Annotated in this window: 13 protein-coding genes; 7 read left to right on the forward strand and 6 right to left on the reverse strand. The window is 71.1% G+C overall.

Annotated features, from left to right (window positions below):
- Nucleotides 1-204: 204 nt before the first annotated feature.
- A complete protein-coding gene (locus MYF83_RS29870; protein ID WP_248964073.1) occupies nucleotides 205-1,983 on the forward strand; it encodes an aldehyde ferredoxin oxidoreductase C-terminal domain-containing protein in 1,779 nt (592 codons plus the stop codon).
- A gap of 181 nt (nucleotides 1,984-2,164) precedes the next feature.
- Complete coding sequence (locus tag MYF83_RS29875) at nucleotides 2,165-3,025, forward strand: amidohydrolase family protein (RefSeq protein WP_248964074.1); 861 nt, start codon at nucleotides 2,165-2,167, stop codon at nucleotides 3,023-3,025.
- A 109-nt stretch (nucleotides 3,026-3,134) separates the two neighbouring features.
- On the opposite strand, the gene galK is transcribed toward MYF83_RS29875, so the two are convergent.
- On the reverse strand, nucleotides 3,135-4,286 hold the full coding sequence (gene galK, locus MYF83_RS29880; RefSeq protein WP_248964075.1) for a galactokinase: 1,152 nt from the start codon (nucleotides 4,284-4,286) through the stop codon (nucleotides 3,135-3,137).
- A gap of 79 nt (nucleotides 4,287-4,365) precedes the next feature.
- Between galK and MYF83_RS29885 the strand changes: the two genes are divergently transcribed.
- From MYF83_RS29885 to mshB, 4 genes are all read left to right on the forward strand, one after another.
- Nucleotides 4,366-5,373, forward strand: a complete 1,008-nt coding sequence (locus tag MYF83_RS29885) for a 1-aminocyclopropane-1-carboxylate deaminase/D-cysteine desulfhydrase (RefSeq protein ID WP_248964076.1) — start codon at nucleotides 4,366-4,368, stop codon at nucleotides 5,371-5,373.
- A gap of 36 nt (nucleotides 5,374-5,409) precedes the next feature.
- Nucleotides 5,410-6,237 (forward strand): patatin-like phospholipase family protein, encoded by an 828-nt coding sequence (locus MYF83_RS29890; RefSeq protein WP_248964077.1) that lies wholly within the window; start codon nucleotides 5,410-5,412, stop codon nucleotides 6,235-6,237.
- Nucleotides 6,238-6,387: 150 nt separating this feature from the next.
- Nucleotides 6,388-7,416, forward strand: a complete 1,029-nt coding sequence (locus MYF83_RS29895; protein ID WP_248964078.1) for a LacI family DNA-binding transcriptional regulator — start codon at nucleotides 6,388-6,390, stop codon at nucleotides 7,414-7,416.
- Between the two features lie 112 nt (nucleotides 7,417-7,528).
- The gene (gene mshB, locus MYF83_RS29900) at nucleotides 7,529-8,380 is read left to right on the forward strand and encodes an N-acetyl-1-D-myo-inositol-2-amino-2-deoxy-alpha-D-glucopyranoside deacetylase (protein WP_248964079.1); all 852 of its coding nucleotides are present in this window, start codon (nucleotides 7,529-7,531) and stop codon (nucleotides 8,378-8,380) included.
- Between the two features lie 13 nt (nucleotides 8,381-8,393).
- Here the strand turns inward: mshB and MYF83_RS29905 are convergent, their stop codons facing one another.
- The 5 genes from MYF83_RS29905 to MYF83_RS29925 all read right to left on the reverse strand — a co-directional run bounded on the left by MYF83_RS29905 (nucleotide 8,394) and on the right by MYF83_RS29925 (nucleotide 14,862).
- On the reverse strand, nucleotides 8,394-9,947 hold the full coding sequence (locus tag MYF83_RS29905) for a glycoside hydrolase family 13 protein (protein WP_248964080.1): 1,554 nt from the start codon (nucleotides 9,945-9,947) through the stop codon (nucleotides 8,394-8,396).
- A gap of 120 nt (nucleotides 9,948-10,067) precedes the next feature.
- Nucleotides 10,068-11,072 (reverse strand): carbohydrate ABC transporter permease, encoded by a 1,005-nt coding sequence (locus MYF83_RS29910; RefSeq protein ID WP_248964081.1) that lies wholly within the window; start codon nucleotides 11,070-11,072, stop codon nucleotides 10,068-10,070.
- A 15-nt stretch (nucleotides 11,073-11,087) separates the two neighbouring features.
- Nucleotides 11,088-12,005, reverse strand: coding sequence for a carbohydrate ABC transporter permease (locus tag MYF83_RS29915; RefSeq protein ID WP_248964082.1), 918 nt, complete (start codon nucleotides 12,003-12,005; stop codon nucleotides 11,088-11,090).
- Nucleotides 12,006-12,075: 70 nt separating this feature from the next.
- Nucleotides 12,076-13,455 (reverse strand): ABC transporter substrate-binding protein, encoded by a 1,380-nt coding sequence (locus tag MYF83_RS29920; protein ID WP_248964083.1) that lies wholly within the window; start codon nucleotides 13,453-13,455, stop codon nucleotides 12,076-12,078.
- Nucleotides 13,456-13,770: 315 nt separating this feature from the next.
- Nucleotides 13,771-14,862 carry a LacI family DNA-binding transcriptional regulator gene (locus MYF83_RS29925; protein ID WP_443729302.1) on the reverse strand — a complete coding sequence of 364 codons (1,092 nt, stop codon included), beginning with the start codon at nucleotides 14,860-14,862 and terminating at the stop codon, nucleotides 13,771-13,773.
- Nucleotides 14,863-15,125: 263 nt separating this feature from the next.
- Between MYF83_RS29925 and MYF83_RS29935 the strand changes: the two genes are divergently transcribed.
- Nucleotides 15,126-17,585 (forward strand): discoidin domain-containing protein (locus MYF83_RS29935; RefSeq protein WP_279340232.1); only part of this gene is annotated, 2,460 nt, incomplete at its 3' end.

Raw genomic sequence — 17,585 nt, forward strand, 5'->3', positions numbered from 1 at the left:
ATGATCGGAAGCGGCGTCCCCGCCTGCCGGGGGCGCCGCTTCCGTCTGCCCGCGCCTTGGCCGCCGCCGGAGGGCGGCGGGATCCCGCCGTCACCCTCCATGCGCACGCGGTCTTCCGTCCCACACCCTTCTCGGTGCAGGATGTTCGCCCTTCCTAGGATCGGCTCGTCCGGTTTCGTGCGAACCAAGGCGTGAGGGTGTTTCGTGCCGTTTATCGTTGATTTGACCCATAAGACCGTCGAGCGGGAGGACCGCTCGGCCGAGGCCGGCCACTTCGGCGGGTCCATCCTCGGCCTGCGGCTGCTGGCCGAACGCACGCCCGCGGGCCTCGCGCCGTACGATCCGCGGTCGTTGCTGTACGTCGCCGCGGGCGTCCTGGGCGGAGCGGCGGGGCCGGGGCTGGCCAAGTGCGTCTTCCTGGCGAAGTCCCCTCTCACCGGGATGGCGGGGGAGGCGCACGCGCTGGGGCCCTTCGCGGCCGGCCTGCGCGGCGCGGGGGCGAAGGCCCTGGCGATCACCGGCCGGGCCACCACGCTCTCCTACCTGCTGATCGAGGAGGGCCGCCTGTCGGTGCACGCCGCCGGGGAACTGTGCGGCCTCGGCACCGCCGCCACCACCGACGCCCTGCGCGCCCGGCACGGAGCCCGGGCCCACGTCGCGGCGATCGGGCCCGCGGGCGAGAACCTGGTCCGGTACGCCGGCGTGGTGACCGACCACGCGTACGCCGCCGCGCGGTACGGGCTGGGCGCCGTCCTCGGCGCCAAGAACCTCAAGGCGATCGTCTGCGTGGGGGACGCCCCGGCCTCTGTCGCCGACCCGGATGCGCTGACGGCCCTGGCGGCCTACTATCGGGCGGCCATGCCCGGCAACCCGCTCACCGCGTGGCAGCACGCCGAACCCGGCTTCGCGGGCTGGGCCGGTGACCGGCCGGACCCGGGATACGCCGCCGTGCGGAACTTCTCGGTGACCGGGGACGACGGCGGCCTGCGGACGCCCGGCCGGGCGTCCTACGACGGGCTGGCGGTGGCGACGGCGGGCGCCTGCCCCGGCTGTCCCAACGACTGCCTCAAGGTGTACGCGCCGCCCGACGCGCCCGAGCGGCGGACCGGCGGGCTCGGCCAGGAGGCGTTCCTGTCGCTGGGCTGGAACCTCGGCATCGACGACCTGGACGCGATCCTCGCGGCCAACGCCCTCTGCAACGACCTGGGCCTCGACCCGGTCTCGTTCGGAGGCACGCTCGCCTTCGCCATGGAGTGCGCGGCGCACGGTCTGTTGCCGGGGGGACCCGCCTTCGGCGACGCGGCGGCGCTCGCGGGCCTGGCGAACGACGTCGCGGTACGGGGAGGCGCGCTCGGCGACCTGCTGGCAGAGGGGTCGGCCCGGGCCGCCCGGCTGATCGGGCCGGAGGCGGCGCGGTTCGCGATGACCGTCAAGGGCGCCGAGGTGCCGTGCTTCGACCCCCGGGTCCAGCCGGGAATCGGCCTCGGCTACGCCGCCGCCCCGGGCGGGCCGCGCTACGACGCGCTGGAGCACGACCTGGACTTCGATCCGGTCCTCGGCCTGCCGTACTGCTTCCCGGAGGCCGGGCGGATCGGCGTCGAGCCCGCTCCCGCGCTCGCGCTGGACGCGGAGCGAGGCCGGCGCACCGCCCGCCTGCTGCGGCTGTGGAGCGCCCTGGACGCGCTCAACGTCTGCGTCTTCGCCGCCACCCCGACCAGGCCGCTGACCCTCGACCACGTGACGTCCCTGGTCACCGCCGTGTCCGGGACCCCGTCCACCGTGGAGGAACTTCTCGAGGCGGGCGGACGGCGTCTGGACCTGATGCGCGCCTACGCCGTTCGCGAGGGAGCCGGTCCCGACGAACTGCCCGGCCGTTTCCACGAGGAGCCGATCGCCTCGGGACCGCACGCCGGCGCGGTCCTGACCCGCGAGGCCTTCGGCCGCGCGCTCGAGGCCTTCCGTGAGGAGCTCGGCTGGGCCTGAGGCCGGATCGGCCCGGCCTTCCGGAGGGCGCTCGCCCGAGCTCAGCACGATGGGGTGCGCTTCGTCTCGCCGCCCAACGAGATCACCGCAGGCGTGAACACCGGCGGATTCGCCTGCTATTTTCGCGATCTGACGAGATCACTCTGGAGCTTGTCCAGTCGCCGGCGTTGAAGGGGGAACGGTGACCATCATCGATGCCCACCAGCACTTCTGGAACCTGGAGACCGGGTCCTATCCCTGGCTGACCCCCGACAGCGGGCCGATCTACCGGACCTTCGAGCCCGAGGAGCTCATCCCGCAGCTCGCCGCCGCCGGAGTCGACCGCACCGTCCTGGTCCAGGCGGCGGACTCCTACGCCGACACCGACGCCATGCTCGCGCAGGCCGACGCCTGCGACTTCGTCGCCGCCGTGGTCGGCTGGGTCCCGCTGCTGCGGCCGGCCGAGGCGGCCGAGGCGCTGGAGCGGTACCGCCGCCACCCGAGCTTCGTCGGCGTCCGGCACCTCATCCACGACGAGCCCGACCCTGACTGGGTGGTCCAGGAGCCGGTGATCGAGAGCCTCGGCCTGCTCGCCGAGGCCGGACTCACCTTCGACGTGGTCGCCGTGCTGCCCAGGCACCTCGAGCACGTCCCCGTCCTCGCCGAGCGGGTGCCCGGCCTGCGCCTGGTCATCGACCACCTGGCCAAGCCGCCGATCAGGGAACGAGAATGGGAGCCGTGGGCGTCGCTGCTCGCCCGCGCCGCCGAGCACCCCAACGTGTACGCCAAGGTGTCGGGGCTCAACACCGCCGCCGACCCCGCCACGTGGACCGCCGAGGACCTGCGCCCCTACGTGGACCACGCGCTCGAGGTGTTCGGCCCGGACCGGCTGATGTACGGCGGCGACTGGCCGATGGCCATCCTGGCGGGCGACTACGCCAAGGTGTGGCGGGAGACCGGCGTGCTGCTCGCCGGGCTGCCCGAGGCCGACCGCGCCGCCGTCCTCGGCGGCACCGCCTGCCGCTTCTACGGCAAAGCGGTATGGACCGGGCAGGCGATCTAGCGTTGAGCGCACACAGAACGACCGTGCCGCCGAGCCCCGGGGAAGGGGAGGCCGCCCGGCGCGGATGAGTGGCTACCGGCTACGGGCGGCGGGGGGAGATGCTGCCGGGCTATAGGAGGCGGCGGGCGCCGGGGGAGGGGGTGGCGGGGAGGAAGCGTGGGGGGGCCCAGCCGTGCTGGTCGTAGGCCTTGGTGACCTCCTCGCGGACGCGGTCCGCCCGGTCGTCGGCCACCAGGGCGATCGCCGAGCCGCCGAAGCCGCCGCCGGTCATGCGGGCGCCGCGCGCGCCGCCGCGGACGGCGGCCTCGACCGCCACGTCCAGTTCGGCGCAGGAGACCTCGTACTGGTCGCGCAGCGAGAGGTGCGAGGCGTTCAGCAGGGCGCCGATCTCGCGCACCGCGCCCGCGCGCAGCAGCCCGATCAGGGCCTGGACCCGGTGGTTCTCGGTCACGACGTGCTGGACGCGCTTGCGCTCGTCCCCGTCGAGCCGGGAGAGGGCCTCGGCCAGGTCAGTGACGTCCCGCAGCGCCTTGACCCCGAGGCGCTCGGCGGCGCTCTCGCAGTCGCGACGGCGGCGGGCGTACTGCCCGTCGGCCAGCTCGTGGTGGACGCCCGTGTCGATGATCAGGATCTGGAGCCCCTCGGCGGGCAGGTCGAGCGGCACGTTGCGCGTCGTCAGGCTGCGGCAGTCCATGAACAGGACGTGGCCCTCCTCGCTGAGCGCGGACGCCGCCTGGTCCATGATGCCGCAGGGCATGCCGACGAAGTCGTTCTCGGCCTTCTGCCCGATCAGCGCGAGGTCGATCTTGGCCAGGCCCAGCCCGTACAGGTCGTTGAGCGCCATGGCGACGGCGACCTCCAGCGCGGCGCTGGAGGACAGCCCGGCGCCCTTCGGCACGTCACCGTCGATCACCAGGTCGGCGCCGCCCACGTGGTGGCCGGCCTGGCGCAGCGCCCAGAAGACCCCGACGACATAGCGGGACCACCCGCCGGCCTGGTCGTGCTCGGTGATCGTCATCGGCCGGGGGCCGGCGTCCTCGCCATCCGAGCCGGCGGTGGCGTCCTGGAGGGACAGCAGCCTGAGGGTGTCGTCGTCGCGCCTGGCGACGGCGGCGGTGACGCCCCACGGCACCGCGAAGGGCAGCACGTAGCCGTCGTTGTAGTCGGTGTGCTCCCCGATCAGGTTGACCCGCCCGGGAGCGCGCCAGGCACCCTCGGGGTCGCGGCCGTATGCCGCACGGAAAGCATCGACAGCGCGCATGACGCGTTCTCCTCGTGTTCGGGGTCGGAGGTAGCCTACCGAGCCGCCTCCACCTCCTGGCGCGTGCCAAGCTGGGCCTGTGGACAACGGCGACACAGGTCCCGGGGGGCTGCGGCTGTCGCTGCCGAGCCCGCTGGAAGAGCTGCGCGACGACCGGCTCGGCGACGTCCGCCTGTTCCTGAAACGGGACGATCTCATCCACCCCGAGCTGCCGGGGAACAAGTGGCGCAAGCTCAAGTACAACCTCGCCGAGGCCGGCCGCCAGGGGAAGGACACGTTGCTGACCTTCGGCGGCGCCTACTCCAACCACATCCGGGCGACCGCCGCGGCCGGGCGCCGCTTCGGGTTCGCGACGATCGGGGTGATCCGCGGCGAGGAGCACCTGCCGCTCAACCCCACTCTCGCGCTCGCCGTCTCGTGGGGCATGCGGCTCTCCTATCTCGACCGCGCCACCTACCGGGCCAAGGACACCCCCGAGGTGATCTCCCGGCTGCGTGCCGAGTGGGGTGACTTCTACCTGCTCCCCGAGGGCGGCAGCAACGCCTTCGCGGTACGCGGCTGCGCCGAGCTGCCCGCCGAGCTTGACGCCCAGCTCGGCATCGAGGCCAGGGAAGCGGCCGTTCTCGGCGCGGAAGCCGGGGACGGCGTCGGGCTCGGCGCGCGGGCGATCGGCGGCGCTGGGGGGTTCGACGTCGTCTGCTGTGCCTGCGGTACGGGCGGCACGTTGGCGGGCATCGCCGCGGGGCTCGCCCCGGGACGCCGCGCCTTGGGCTTCCCGGTGCTGAAGGGCGGTGGGTTCCTGGCCGGCGAGGTGGAGCGCCTGCAGCGCGGGGCCCTCGGGGCGCCGACGTCGAACTGGAGCCTCGACTGCGGCTTCCACTTCGGCGGCTACGCCAGAAGGACGCCGGAGCTGGACGCGTTCATCGAGGACTTCGCCGCCCGGCACGGCCTGACGCTCGAGCGCGTCTACGTCGCCAAGATGATGTACGGCATCTTCGCCCTGGTCGCCGCGGGAGCGTTCGCGCCCGGCACCCGCGTCGTCACCGTCGTCACCGGCGGCCCGGAGCCGGTCGGCCCGCTGGGCTAGCCTGACCACCATAACGGCGAGTAAGGGGGATATATCGTGACCAAACGAGCTCTGGTGCTGGGCGGGGGCGGGGTCGCCGGGATCGCGTGGGAGACCGGGGTCCTCGCCGGGCTGGCGGACGGCGGCGTCGACCTCCGCGCCGCCGGCAGGATCATCGGGACCTCCGCCGGAGCGACCGTCGCCGCCCAGATCACCAGCGGCCTCTCCTGGGCGGAGCTGTACCGGCGGCAGGCCGACCCGGCACTGCAGAACAAGGAACTCCCCAGCGGGGTGCCGATCGAGGAGCTGATGGCCTCGCTGGAGGGCCTCTTCCAGCGGGAGCAGGACCTGCCCCGGCTCCGCAAGGAGATGGGGCGGCTGGCGCTCGCGGCCGACACGGTCGCCGAGCCCGTACGGCGCGAGGTGATCGCCGGGCGGCTGCCCCGCCACGAGTGGCCCGACGCCGACCTGGCGGTCGTCGCCGTGGACACCGCGACCGGCGAGCACCGGGTGTTCGACCGCGATTCCGGGGTGGACCTGGTGGACGCCGTCGCCGCAAGCTGCGCGGTGCCCGGGGTGTGGCCTCCGGTGACGATCGGCGCCGCCCGCTACACCGACGGAGGGGTCCGCTCGGCGACCAACGCCGACCTGGCCGCCGGGGCCGACCGCGTGCTGATCCTGGCGCCGATGGAGGATCCCCAGCTCGGAGGAGTGGTGGCGTCCCTCGGCGGTGAGTCCCGCGTCACGGTGGTCGCCCCGGACGAGGCGTCGCTCGCGGCCATGGGACCCGACCCCCTGGACCCGGCGGTCCGCACGCCCGCCGCCGAAGCGGGTCGCGCGCAGGGCCGGGCGCTCACCGAGCGCTTCCTGGCCTTCTGGGGCTGAGATCCGGCCGCGGCTGACAGGCGCGCGGAGGCGGCGGTTGCAAATGGTGGTAAGGGCGTGCAAGCGGGTGACATCACGGTGCGGCCACCGTTCCATGGCGATGTCATCAGGCTGTAAGCCATTTGCAGAGCGCCGACCTATGATTGCGCCGTGACACGGCGACTTGCGGAAGTGGCGAAGAAGGTCGGCGTCAGCGAGGCGACCGTCAGCCGGGTGCTCAACGGCAAGCCGGGGGTGGCCGAGGCGACCCGGGCCGCCGTGCTGACCGCGCTCGACGTGCTCGGGTACGAGCGTCCCACGCAACTCCGGGGCGAGCGGGCGCGCCTGGCCGGCCTGGTGCTCCCCGAGCTGGGCAACCCGATCTTCCCCGCGCTCGCGGAGGTGGTCGGCGGCGCGCTCGCCCAGCAGGGGTTCACCCCCGTCCTGTGCACCCGCACCGCCGGCGGCCTGTCCGAGGCCGACTACGTCGAGATGCTCCTGGAGCAGCAGGTGTCCGGGGTGGTGTTCGCGGGCGGCCACTACGCCGAGGCCGACGCGCCCCACGAGCACTACTTCCGGCTGCTGGAGCTACGCCTGCCCGTCGTGCTGGTCAACGCGGCCACCGACAGCCTCGACTTCCCCCGCGTGTCCACCGACGACGCCGTCGCCGTCGAGCAGGCGTTCGGCCACCTGATCTCGCTCGGCCACGAACGCATCGGGCTGGTACTCGGGCCGGAGGACCACATCCCCTCGCGGCGCAAGCTCGCGGCGTTCACCGCGTCGGCGCGCGAGGCCGGCGTCCAGGTGGGCCCGGAGTCGGTCGAGCACACCCTCTTCTCGCCTGAGGGCGGGCAGGCCGTGGTCACCAAGCTGCTGAAAAGGGGCGTCACCGGCGTCATCTGCGCGAGCGACCCGCTGGCCCTCGGCGCCATCCGGGCCGTGCGGCGGGTGGGCATGTCGGTGCCCGAGGACGTCTCGATCGTCGGCTTCGACGACTCGGCCTTCATGAACTGCACCAACCCGCCGCTGACCACGGTGCGCCAGCCGATCGAGGCCATGGGCAGGACGGCGGTGACCTTGCTGGTCAGCCAGATCGAGGGGGCGACGGTCACGGCCGAGGAGCTGCTCTACGAGCCCGAGCTGGTCGTCCGCGGCTCCACCGGGCCGGCCAGGGTTCGCTCCGGCGCGCCGGTGGAGTAAGGTCCCGGATTCGGGCCCTCGCGAGCGCTCGCGAACAGGGGCCCCACCGGAGACAACGCGGGACCCCTCGGCGGACCCGGCTGAAAGCCATAGAAGGAAAGGCAGGTCGGTCATGTCGCCCGATCGTCGAATTCTTTTCGTCCACGCGCATCCCGACGACGAGTCGATCGGCACCGGCGCCACGATGGCCAAGTACGCCGCCGAAGGCGCCCACGTCTGCCTGGTCACCTGCACGCTCGGCGAGGAGGGCGACGTGATCCCGCCGGAGCTGCGCCACCTCGGCGCCGACCGGGACGACCGGCTCGGGGAACACCGCGTGAGGGAGCTGGCGCGCGCGTGCGCGGCGATGGGGGTGGACGACCACCGCTTCCTCGGCGGGGCCGGCCGCTGGCGCGACTCCGGCATGATGGGGGCGCCCACCAACGACGATCCGGCGTGCTTCTGGCAGGCCGATGTGGACCTCGCGGCGGCTGAGCTGGTCGGCATCGTCCGCGAGGTGCGGCCGCAGGTGATCGTGACCTACGACGACAACGGCTACTACGGCCATCCCGATCACATCCAGGCGCACCGCGTCGCGTGGCGGGCCTTCGAGAAGGCCGCCGACCCGGCGTTCGGCGAGGGGGAGCCGTGGTCGCCGTCGCGGTTCTACGCCACCGCGACGCCGCTGTCGGTGCTGGAGCGGGCCGTGGACACCGGGCCGTTCGTACGGCTGAAGTCGGTCGAGGACTTCGGGTTCGGCGTCCCGGACGACCAGGTGACCACCAAGGTCGACGCGAGCGCCCACCTCGAGGCGAAGATCGCCGCCCTGCGCGCCCACCGCACGCAGATCACGGTGGAGGGCCGGTTCTTCGCGCTCTCCAACAACGTGGGCCAGCCGGTCCTGCCCGTCGAGTACTTCACCCGGCTGGCCGGCGACCCCGGCCCGCTCGACGACGAGGGCCACGAGACCGACCTCTTCGGCTGACGCCGGTCCCGGTTCAGCCGGAGAGGCGGATCCAGGCGGCGGTGTCGGACGGGAGGGCGTCGCCCTCCAGCGGGCCGCTGGTGAGGAGCACCTTCTCGTGGGGCGGGAGCGCGACCGGATCGGCGTTGAAGTTGACCACGCAGGCGAGCCCGGACTCGCGGGTGAAGGCCAGCACCCCGCTCGGCGCCTCAAGCCAGCGCAGCGCGCCGTCGCCCAGCTCGGCCCGCCGGATCCGCAGCGCCGTCCGGTACAGGCAGAGCATGGAGTTCGGGTCCGCCGACTGGGCCTCGGCCGTCAGTTCCTTCCAGGAGGCGGGCTGCGGCAGCCACGGCTCGCCGGTGCTGTAGCCGAACGGCGGTTCCTCACCCGACCACGGCAGCGGCACCCGGCAGCCGTCCCGGCCGGGGACGGTGTGCTTGGACCGCCGCCAAATGGGATCCTGGCGCAGCTCGCCCGGGATGTCGTCGACCTCGGGTAGCCCGAGCTCCTCGCCCTGGTAGACGTACACGCTGCCGGGCAGCGCCATGGCCAGCAGCGCCGCGGCCCTGGCCCTGCGCTCGCCGAGCGCGAGGTCGGACGGCATGCCGTCCCTGCGCTCGCCGTGGTCGAAGGAGGTCACCGCCCTGCCGTACTTGGTCACCGGCCGGGGGACGTCGTGGTTGGACAGGACCCAGGTCGGCGGGGCCCCGATCGGCAGGTGCGTCTCCAGCGTCAGGTCGATGGACGCGCGCAGCTCCCCGGCCGCCCACGGGCGGGCCATGAAGTCGAAGTTGAAGGCGGTGTGCATCTCGTCGGGCCGCAGGTAGAGGGCGAACCGCTCCTGGTCGGGCAGCCACACCTCGCCGATGAGGATGCGGTCGCCGTACTCGTCGGCGATCCGGCGCCAGCCCCGGTAGATCTCGTGGACGGCGTCGTGGTCGGTGTAGGACTCCTCGACGCTGTCGAAGTCCTTGATGAGGACGGCCGCGGAGTCGATGCGGATGCCGTCCACGCCGCGTTCGAACCAGAACCGGAGCACGTCGTGGAACTCCTCGACGACCTCGGGGTTGGTCCAGTTGAAGTCGGGCTGCTCGGGGGCGAACAGGTGGAGGTACCACTGGCCGTCGGCCACCCGGGTCCACGCGGGGCCGCCGAAGATGGACTGCCAGTCGTTCGGCGGCAGGTCGCCGCGGCCCTCGGCGAACCAGAAGCGCGCCCGCTCCCGCGAGCCGGGGCCGGCGGCCAGCGCCTGGAGGAACCATTCCTGCTGGTCGGAGCCGTGGTTGGGCACGATGTCGATGATCGTCTTGATGCCCACCGCGTGGGCTTCCTGAATGAACTTCTCCGCCTCCGCCAGCGTGCCGAACGACGGCTCGATGTCGCGGTAGTCGGCCACGTCGTAGCCGCCGTCCGCCATGGGCGAGGGGTACCAGGGGTTGAGCCAGATCGCGTCGGCACCGAGGTCTGCGAGGTAGGACAGGCGGGACCGCAGGCCGGCCAGGTCACCGATGCCGTCGCCGTTGCCGTCGGCGAAGCTTCGCAGGTAGACCTGGTAGATCGCGGCTCCCCGCCACCACGTTTCGGACATGCTGGAGTCTCTCCTTACAGATTCGGTGTACGTCCCGCGCCGCCGCGACCGGAGGGTGCGGGCCGCGGCGGGTGCGGCGGGTGTGCGCTGTGGTGGTGGCCGGTTACGGCCCGCGCCGGGTCATCCCTTGAGGCTTCCGGCGGTGAGGCCCGCCATGATGCTGCGCTGGAAGACGAAGAACACCACGATGGCCGGGATGCTGGCGATGACCAGCGCGGCCATGAGCACGTTCTGCGGCATCTGCGCCGACAGCGAGGAGATGCCCACGCTGATCGACATCTTGTCGCCGTCCGGCAGCACGAGCAGCGGCCAGACGAAGTCCTTCCAGACGCTCATCACCGAAAGGATGGACACCACGCCGATGATCGGCCGGGACACCGGCAGGACGATGGACCACAGGATCCTGACCGGGCCGGCGCCGTCGATCTCGGCGGCCTCCAGCAGCTCCCGGGGGATCGAGTCGAAGAACCGTTTGAGCAGGAAGATGAAGAAGCCGTTGGCGGCGGCGGGCAGCCAGATCGCCCATGGCGTGTTCAGCAGGTTCCAGCCCAGGATCGGCAGATCCTTGACCGTCAGGTAGGCGGGCAGCAGGATCACGGTCGGCGGGATCATCAGCGTGGCGAGCATCCCGCCGAGGACGACCTTGCCGAGCACCGGCCGCAGCTTCGACAGGGCGTAGGCGGCGGTGACGTCGATGACCAGGGTGAACAGCCAGGCGCCCGCCGCGTAGACGATCGTGTTGCGCAGGAACAGGCCGAGGTCGAGCTGGTCCCACGCCTCCTTGTACACGCCCCAGTCGATCGACGTGGGGAAGAACGACGGCGGGATCTGGGCGAGCTCGTCGGATGACTTCATCGCCCCGGTGACCATCCAGTACAGCGGGAACACGAAGATCGCGGTGAAGCCCACCACGACCGTGACGAGGATGATCCAGTAGATGATCCGCCCGTGGGTGGTGCTCAGGGTCTGCGGGGAGACCAGGCCGCGGACGGGGCGCTCGGGCGCCTTCCTGCGCCTGCGCGGCGGGCGCGAGGGCCTGCCGTCGCGGGCCGCGGGCGGCGGGGCGGGGCGCGCGGGGCGGCCCGGCCGGAGGTCACTGCTCGATCGCACGGTGCTGCTCGACATCGTCGCCACTCCCTCCTAGATCTGGTTGTCCCGCGAGACCCGCAGGTAGACGGCGGAGAACACCATCAGGACGATCATGAGCATGAGTCCCAGCGCGCCGCCGCCGCCGAAGTTCCCGAAGCTGAAGGCGTACTGGTACATCAGGTAGGCGACCGTCACGGTCGCGTTCTCCGGGCCGCCGCCGGTGAGGAGGTACGGCTCGATGAAGACCTGCATGGTCGCGACGATCTGCAGCAGCAGCATCACGAGCAGGATGAGCTTGGTCTGCGGGATGGTGACGTGCCATACCCGTCTGAACAGGCCCGCGCCGTCGAGTTCCGCCGCCTCGTACAGCTCGCCCGGGATGCTCTGCAGCGCCGCGAGGTAGATCAGCGTGCCGGTGCCGAGGTTCATCCAGGTCGAGACCAGTACCAGCGAGATCAGCGCGGTGCTGGTGGAGTCGAGCCAGCTCAGTCCCGGCAGGTGGACGAGGTCAAGGATCTGGTTGAACAGGCCGGGGCCCGGGTCGTAGAACCACTTGAAAAGCAGCACCGCGACGGCCGGCGGCAGCATCACCGGCAGGTAGACCACGAACCTGAGGTAGGCCTTGGCGTGCCTCAGCTCGTTGAGGACGATCGCCGCCACGAACGGCACGGCGTATCCGACGATCAGCGCCAGCCCGGTGAACACGGCGGTGTTGGTCCAGGCCGGGATGAACGCCGAGTCCTCGGTCACCGTGCGGAAGTTGTCCAGGCCGATCCACTCGGGCGGTCCGACGAAGTTCGTCTTCTGGAAGCTCAGCAGGAACTCCCGCACCATCGGGTACCAGGAGAAGAACGCGAAGCAGATCAGCGCCCCGCAGAGGAACCCGTACGCCGTCAAATTGCGGCGTACACGCCGCCGCACCGCCCCCGGGGTGCGGCGCCGTGATCCTCTCACGGACATCGTGGTCATTCTGAACTCCTGATCTCGATCGTGCCTGGACGGGGTGCCGGCCCTTGGCGGCCGGCACCCCTGAGCCGCATCAGCTGGACTTCGCCAGAATGTTGTCGACCTTCTTTTGCGCGTCCGAGAGGAGCTGGTCGATGTTCGCGTCCTGCCTCGTCAGCACGGCGGACATGGCCGTGTCGAGGACCGCGTAGATCTCCTGGGCCTTGGGCGGCTCCAGCTTGAACTCGACCGTGGAGTTCGCGTCGATGTACGTCTGGAAGTGCTCCACGGGGATCGTCGCGAACTGCTTGCGCAGGTCCAGGATCTTCTTTCCCGGCTCGGTGTTGCCGAACAGGTCGATGTCCGGCAGTCCGACCGGCAGCCCGTCGGCCTTGGCCCGCTCGTAGTTGAACTGGCCCTGTCCGGGGGTCAGGAACCTGTACTCCAGCCACTGAAGGCCGGCCTTGATCTTCTCCGGCGAGGCCTTCGGGTTGAACATGTAGCCGTCGCCACCGCTGAGGGACTTCGTGGCTTCCGGCAGACCGGCGACGCCGTAGTCCTCGAACTTGCCCTTGAAGGTGTTGTTGACCTCCTGGACGACGTTGGGGGCGCCGATCATCATGCCGAGCTTGCCGCTGCCCATCATGCGCATGAGGTCTTCCCAGCGCAGCAGCTGCTTGGTGCCCATGCTGTTGTCGGTCCAGCGCATCGTCTTGAGGTTCTCGAGGACGGCCTTGCCCTCGGGGCTGTTGAAGGCGGCCTTCTTGCCGTCGGGGGTGACGACGTCGCCGCCGCGGCCGAACAGGGAGGAGGTGAAGTGCCAGCCGCCGGTGTTGCCGGCGCTGTACTCGCCGTACCCGACATAGCCGGGACCGAGCGCGGCGATCTTCTTGGCCGCCGCCTGCACCTCGGCCCAGGTCTTGGGCGGGGCTTCGGGGTCCAGGCCGGCCTGGGTGAACAGCTTGCGGTTGTACACCAGACCCGTCGAGTAGTTGACCCTCGGGAGGCCGTAGACCTTCTCGCCGCTCTTGAAGACGGTCATGACGTCAGGACGGATGGTCTTCACCGCGGGGACGCTGTCGAGGTACGGCGTGATGTCCGCCGCCTGACCGGCGCCGATGATCTTCTGGACGTCGGTGTAGTAGACGTAGAAGAGGTCCTCCATCTCCCCGCCGGCCAGCTTGGCCTGGAACGTCTCGGGAACGATGCAGGGGAAGGCGTCCTTGCCCTCGACCGTGATGTTCGGGTGCAGCTTCTGGAACGCCGCGACGTCCGCGTCCCACTGGGCTACTTCCTTCGGGTTGTTCTTCGGAGGCTTGCAGCCGACCGTGATCGTCACCGGTGCCGCCGCGGCGGGAGCCGCTGAGCCCTGCGACGACTTGGCGTCAGGGGTGCTGCCGGTGCCGCTGCCGCATCCGGCAGCGGCGAGCGCGATCCCTGCGCTCAGCAGGATCGCAAGGTTGCGGGGTTTCATGGATGTGTCCCTCCTGGACTGCCCCCGACTACGAGGCTCAAGATCTGGTACAGCTTCGCGAACCGGTTGGGAGCAACATATAGAGGCAGACATATCCCAGCAAGACTCTGGCGTGCATGATGCAAAAAAGTGACAGTGCACCCAGCGGTAACAGCTCTGTGACCTTGACGTCACACCAGCCCGCCGGCCCGACATACCGCCCCGGCCTATGACCTGGGGTTCCGGTATGGTCTGCGGCCCGGGATTGCGGCCCTGCGGGTGACCGCTCGCTTCACCGGTGGCCCTTCCCGTCCGATGTGGGTGCGCAGAAGCGGGCTAGTCGCGCGTCCTGACCGGGCCGGTGGAGCCGCGGACGACCAGTTCGGGCTCGAAGAGGAGCTCCTCGGCGGTGACCGAGCCGCCGTCGATCTGGTTGACGAGCAGGGTGACGGCGGTCCTGCCGATCGCCTCTATGGGCTGGCGCACGGTGGTCAGCGGCGGGTTCGTGCAGTTCATGAACGCCGAGTCGTCGAAGCCGACCACGGAGACGTCCTCCGGCACCGACATGCCGAGGCGGCGCACCGCGCGCAGGACGCCGAGGGCCAGCACGTCGCTGGCGCAGATGATGCCGGTGATCCCGTTCTTGACCAGCCGGGTCGCCACGGCCTGGCCGCCTTCCAGGGAGAACAGGCTGTGCTCCACGGTGTCGGGGCCCGCCTCGAGCCCGGCCCTGCGGGCCTCGGCCTCGAAGGCCGCGAGCTTCCTGCGCGAGGGCACGTGGTCGCGCGGGCCGAGCACCATGCCGATGCGCGTGTGCCCGAGCGAGGTCAGGTGGCCGAACGCCTGCTCCACCGCCACCACGTCGTCGGTGGCGAGGCACGGGAAGCTCAGCTCGCCGATCGCCGCGTTGACGAGCACGGCGGGCAGGCGCAGGTCGAGCAGGCGCAGGTAGTGCTCGTGGGGCGCGTCGGCCTCCATGTAGTGCCCGCCGGCGAAGACCATGCCGGACACCTGCTGCTCCAGGAGCATCTCGACGTAGTCGGACTCCGACAGCCCGCCCGCCGTCCGCGTGCAGAGCACAGGAGTGAAGCCGCGCTGGGCGAGCGCGCCGCCGACCACCTCGGCGAGCGCGGGGAAGATCGGGTTGCCCAGCTCAGGAAGGACCAGGCCGACCAGGCGGGCGCGCTCGCCGCGCAGCTGCGTCGGCCGCTCGTACCCGAGGACGTCGAGCGCGGTCAGCACGGCGGCCCGGGTCGTGTCGGAGACGCCGGGTTTGCCGTTGAGCACGCGGCTCACCGTGGCCTCGCTGACGCCGACCTTCCTGGCGACCTCCGCGAGCCTGCGCGTCGTCGAACGCGGGGCGGTGCCGTCGATGGGCCGGGGGGCCGTGCCGTCGGTTGATCGGGAAGCCGCATTGTCGCTCGTCACGGTCGCAAATATACGGCAGTCATCTGCAAACGGTTTGCGCAGGGCCGACGCACCGTGCGACCTGGGCCTCTCGGAGCGTCTCCTCGGCCGCCTGGGGTCCAATAATGCCGTAATCTAGTCGTTACATTTCATGTTTTCGTCGAAACATTGCGGTTATCTGTCCGTCATCTTATGGTGTGGACAGTTCCGCCGGGCAAGCGACGGTCCGCGCGTCCCTGACCGCGAAACGTCCCGGCTCTTCGCTTCCGCAGAAGGGTCCGTCGATGAAAAAGACCGGCAGGCTGCGAGCCTGGACGATCGCCACGGCCATGGCGCTGGCGGCGGGCACGGTTTCCGTCCCGCTGCTGTCGTCGGGCGCGGTGGCGGCCACCGCGGCCGATTCGCCCTGGGATTTCGCCGGGCGCGGCGCCACCGTCCCCTTCACCGAATTCGAGGCGGAGGACACCGCGCACGCCACCACCAACGGCCAGGTCATCGGCCCCGACCGCCTCTACGGACACCTGCCCTCCGAGGCGTCCGGCCGGCGGGCCGTCACGCTCGGCGCGGTCGGCCAGTACGTGGAGTTCACCCTCACCAAGCCGGCCAACGCCATGTCGGTCCGCTACAGCGTGCCAGACAACGCCGCCGGCACCGGCCTCACCACCCCCGTCGACCTGCGGGTCAACGGCGCCTACCTGAAGGACCTCTCCTTCACCTCCAGGTACGGCTGGTACTACGGCGGCTACCCGTTCAGCAACAACCCCGGCGGCGGCAACCCGCACCACTTCTACGACGAGACCCGCACGCTGTTCGGCTCCACCCTCGCCGCCGGGTCCAAGGTGCGCATCCAGGTCTCCACCACCTCGGTGACCAACGCGATCACCGTCGACCTGGCCGACTTCGAGCTGGTCCCCGACCCGATCGCCCAGCCCGCCGGGTCGCTGTCGGTGGACGACTTCGGCGCCGCGCGCAACAGCGCCACCGACTCCACCGCCGCGTTCCAGGCCGCGGTCGACGCCGGCAAGGCGCAGGGCAAGACCGTCTGGATCCCCGAGGGCACCTACACCCTCTGGGACCACGTGGTCGTGGACGGTGTGACGCTGCGCGGGGCCGGTCCCTGGTACAGCGTGCTCACCGGGCGCCACCCCACCCAGCGCAACCGGGCCGCCGGGATCTACGGCAAGTACGTCCAGGGCGGCGGCTACGGCGGTGAGATCCGGGCGCACGAGGCAGGCGGGCCGAGCCGCAACGTCACGCTCAAGGACTTCGCAATCATCGGCGAGATCACCGAGCGCGAGGACAACGACCAGGTCAACGCCCTCGGCGGCGCCATGAGCGCCTCCGTGGTCGACAACCTGTGGATCCAGCACACCAAGGTCGGGGCGTGGATGGACGGCCCGATGGACGGCTTCACCATCCAGAACAGCCGGATCCTCGACCAGACCGCCGACGGCGTGAACTTCCACACCGGGGTCACCAACTCGACGGTGACCAACACCTTCGTGCGCAACACCGGTGACGACGGCCTGGCGATGTGGCCCGAGCGGGTGCCGAACGTCAACGACTCCTTCACCCACAACACCGTGGTGCTGCCGATCCTCGCCAACAACATCGTCACCTACGGCGGCAGGGACATCAAGATCACCGACAACGTGGTCTCCGACACCATCACCAACGGCGGCGGCATCCACGTGGCCAACCGCTATCCCGGCGTCAACTCCGGCCAGGGCACCGCCGTGGCCGGCACCATCTCCGTGGCGCGCAACACCCTGCTGAGAGCGGGCAACTCCGACTACAACTGGAACTTCGGCGTCGGCGCGATCTGGTTCGACGGGCTCAACGAGCCGATCAACGCGACGATCAACGTCACCGACACCGACATCCTGGACAGCTCCTACGCGGCCATCCAGTTCATCGAGGGCAGCACGCAGACCGTCAACTTCGGCAACGTCAGGGTCGACGGCACGGGCACCTACATGATCCAGGCGCAGTCGTCGGCGAAGACCACGTTCACCGATGTCCGGGCGGACCACATCGGCGCCGGCGTCGCGATCCACAACTGCGTCGGCACCGGCTTCTCCATCACGCAGGGCACCGGCAACACCGGCTGGAGCCCCACCTCCACGGTGTGCACTGGCACCTGGCCGGCGCCGAACTACATCTACCCGGGCGGTGGCGGCAACACGACCCCGAGCCCGACGCCCACCGTCCCCACGCCCACGCCCACGCCCACGCCCACGCCCACGCCGACTCCCACCCCGACCCCGACGCCCACTCCCTGCGGCCCGGGCACGGGCGACCTCGCGCTCGGCAAGGCGGTGACGGCCACCAGCCAGACCCAGGGGTACCCGCCGGCGAACACGGTCGACGGCAACGCGGACACCTACTGGGAGAGCGTCAACAACGCCTGGCCGCAGTCGATCACCGTCGACCTGTGCGGCGTCGCCTCGGTCCAGCGTGTGACGCTGAAGCTCCCGCCCGCGGCGGCGTGGGCCGCCCGCACGCAGACCATCGCGGTGCTGGGCTCCACCGACGGCGCCGCCTTCACGACGCTGTCGGCCGCCGCGGGCCGCGCCTTCGACCCGGCGACCGGCAACACGGCGACGGTGTCCTTCACCCCGGCGAACGCCCGGTACGTCCGGCTGACCTTCACCGGGAACACCGGCTGGCCCGCCGGGCAGCTCTCCTCGTTCGAGGTCTACGGCACGCCGGTCGCCACACCCACCCCCACCCCCACACCCACC

Source organism: Sphaerisporangium perillae (assembly GCF_023276435.1).
Lineage (GTDB): Bacteria > Actinomycetota > Actinomycetes > Streptosporangiales > Streptosporangiaceae > Sphaerisporangium > Sphaerisporangium perillae.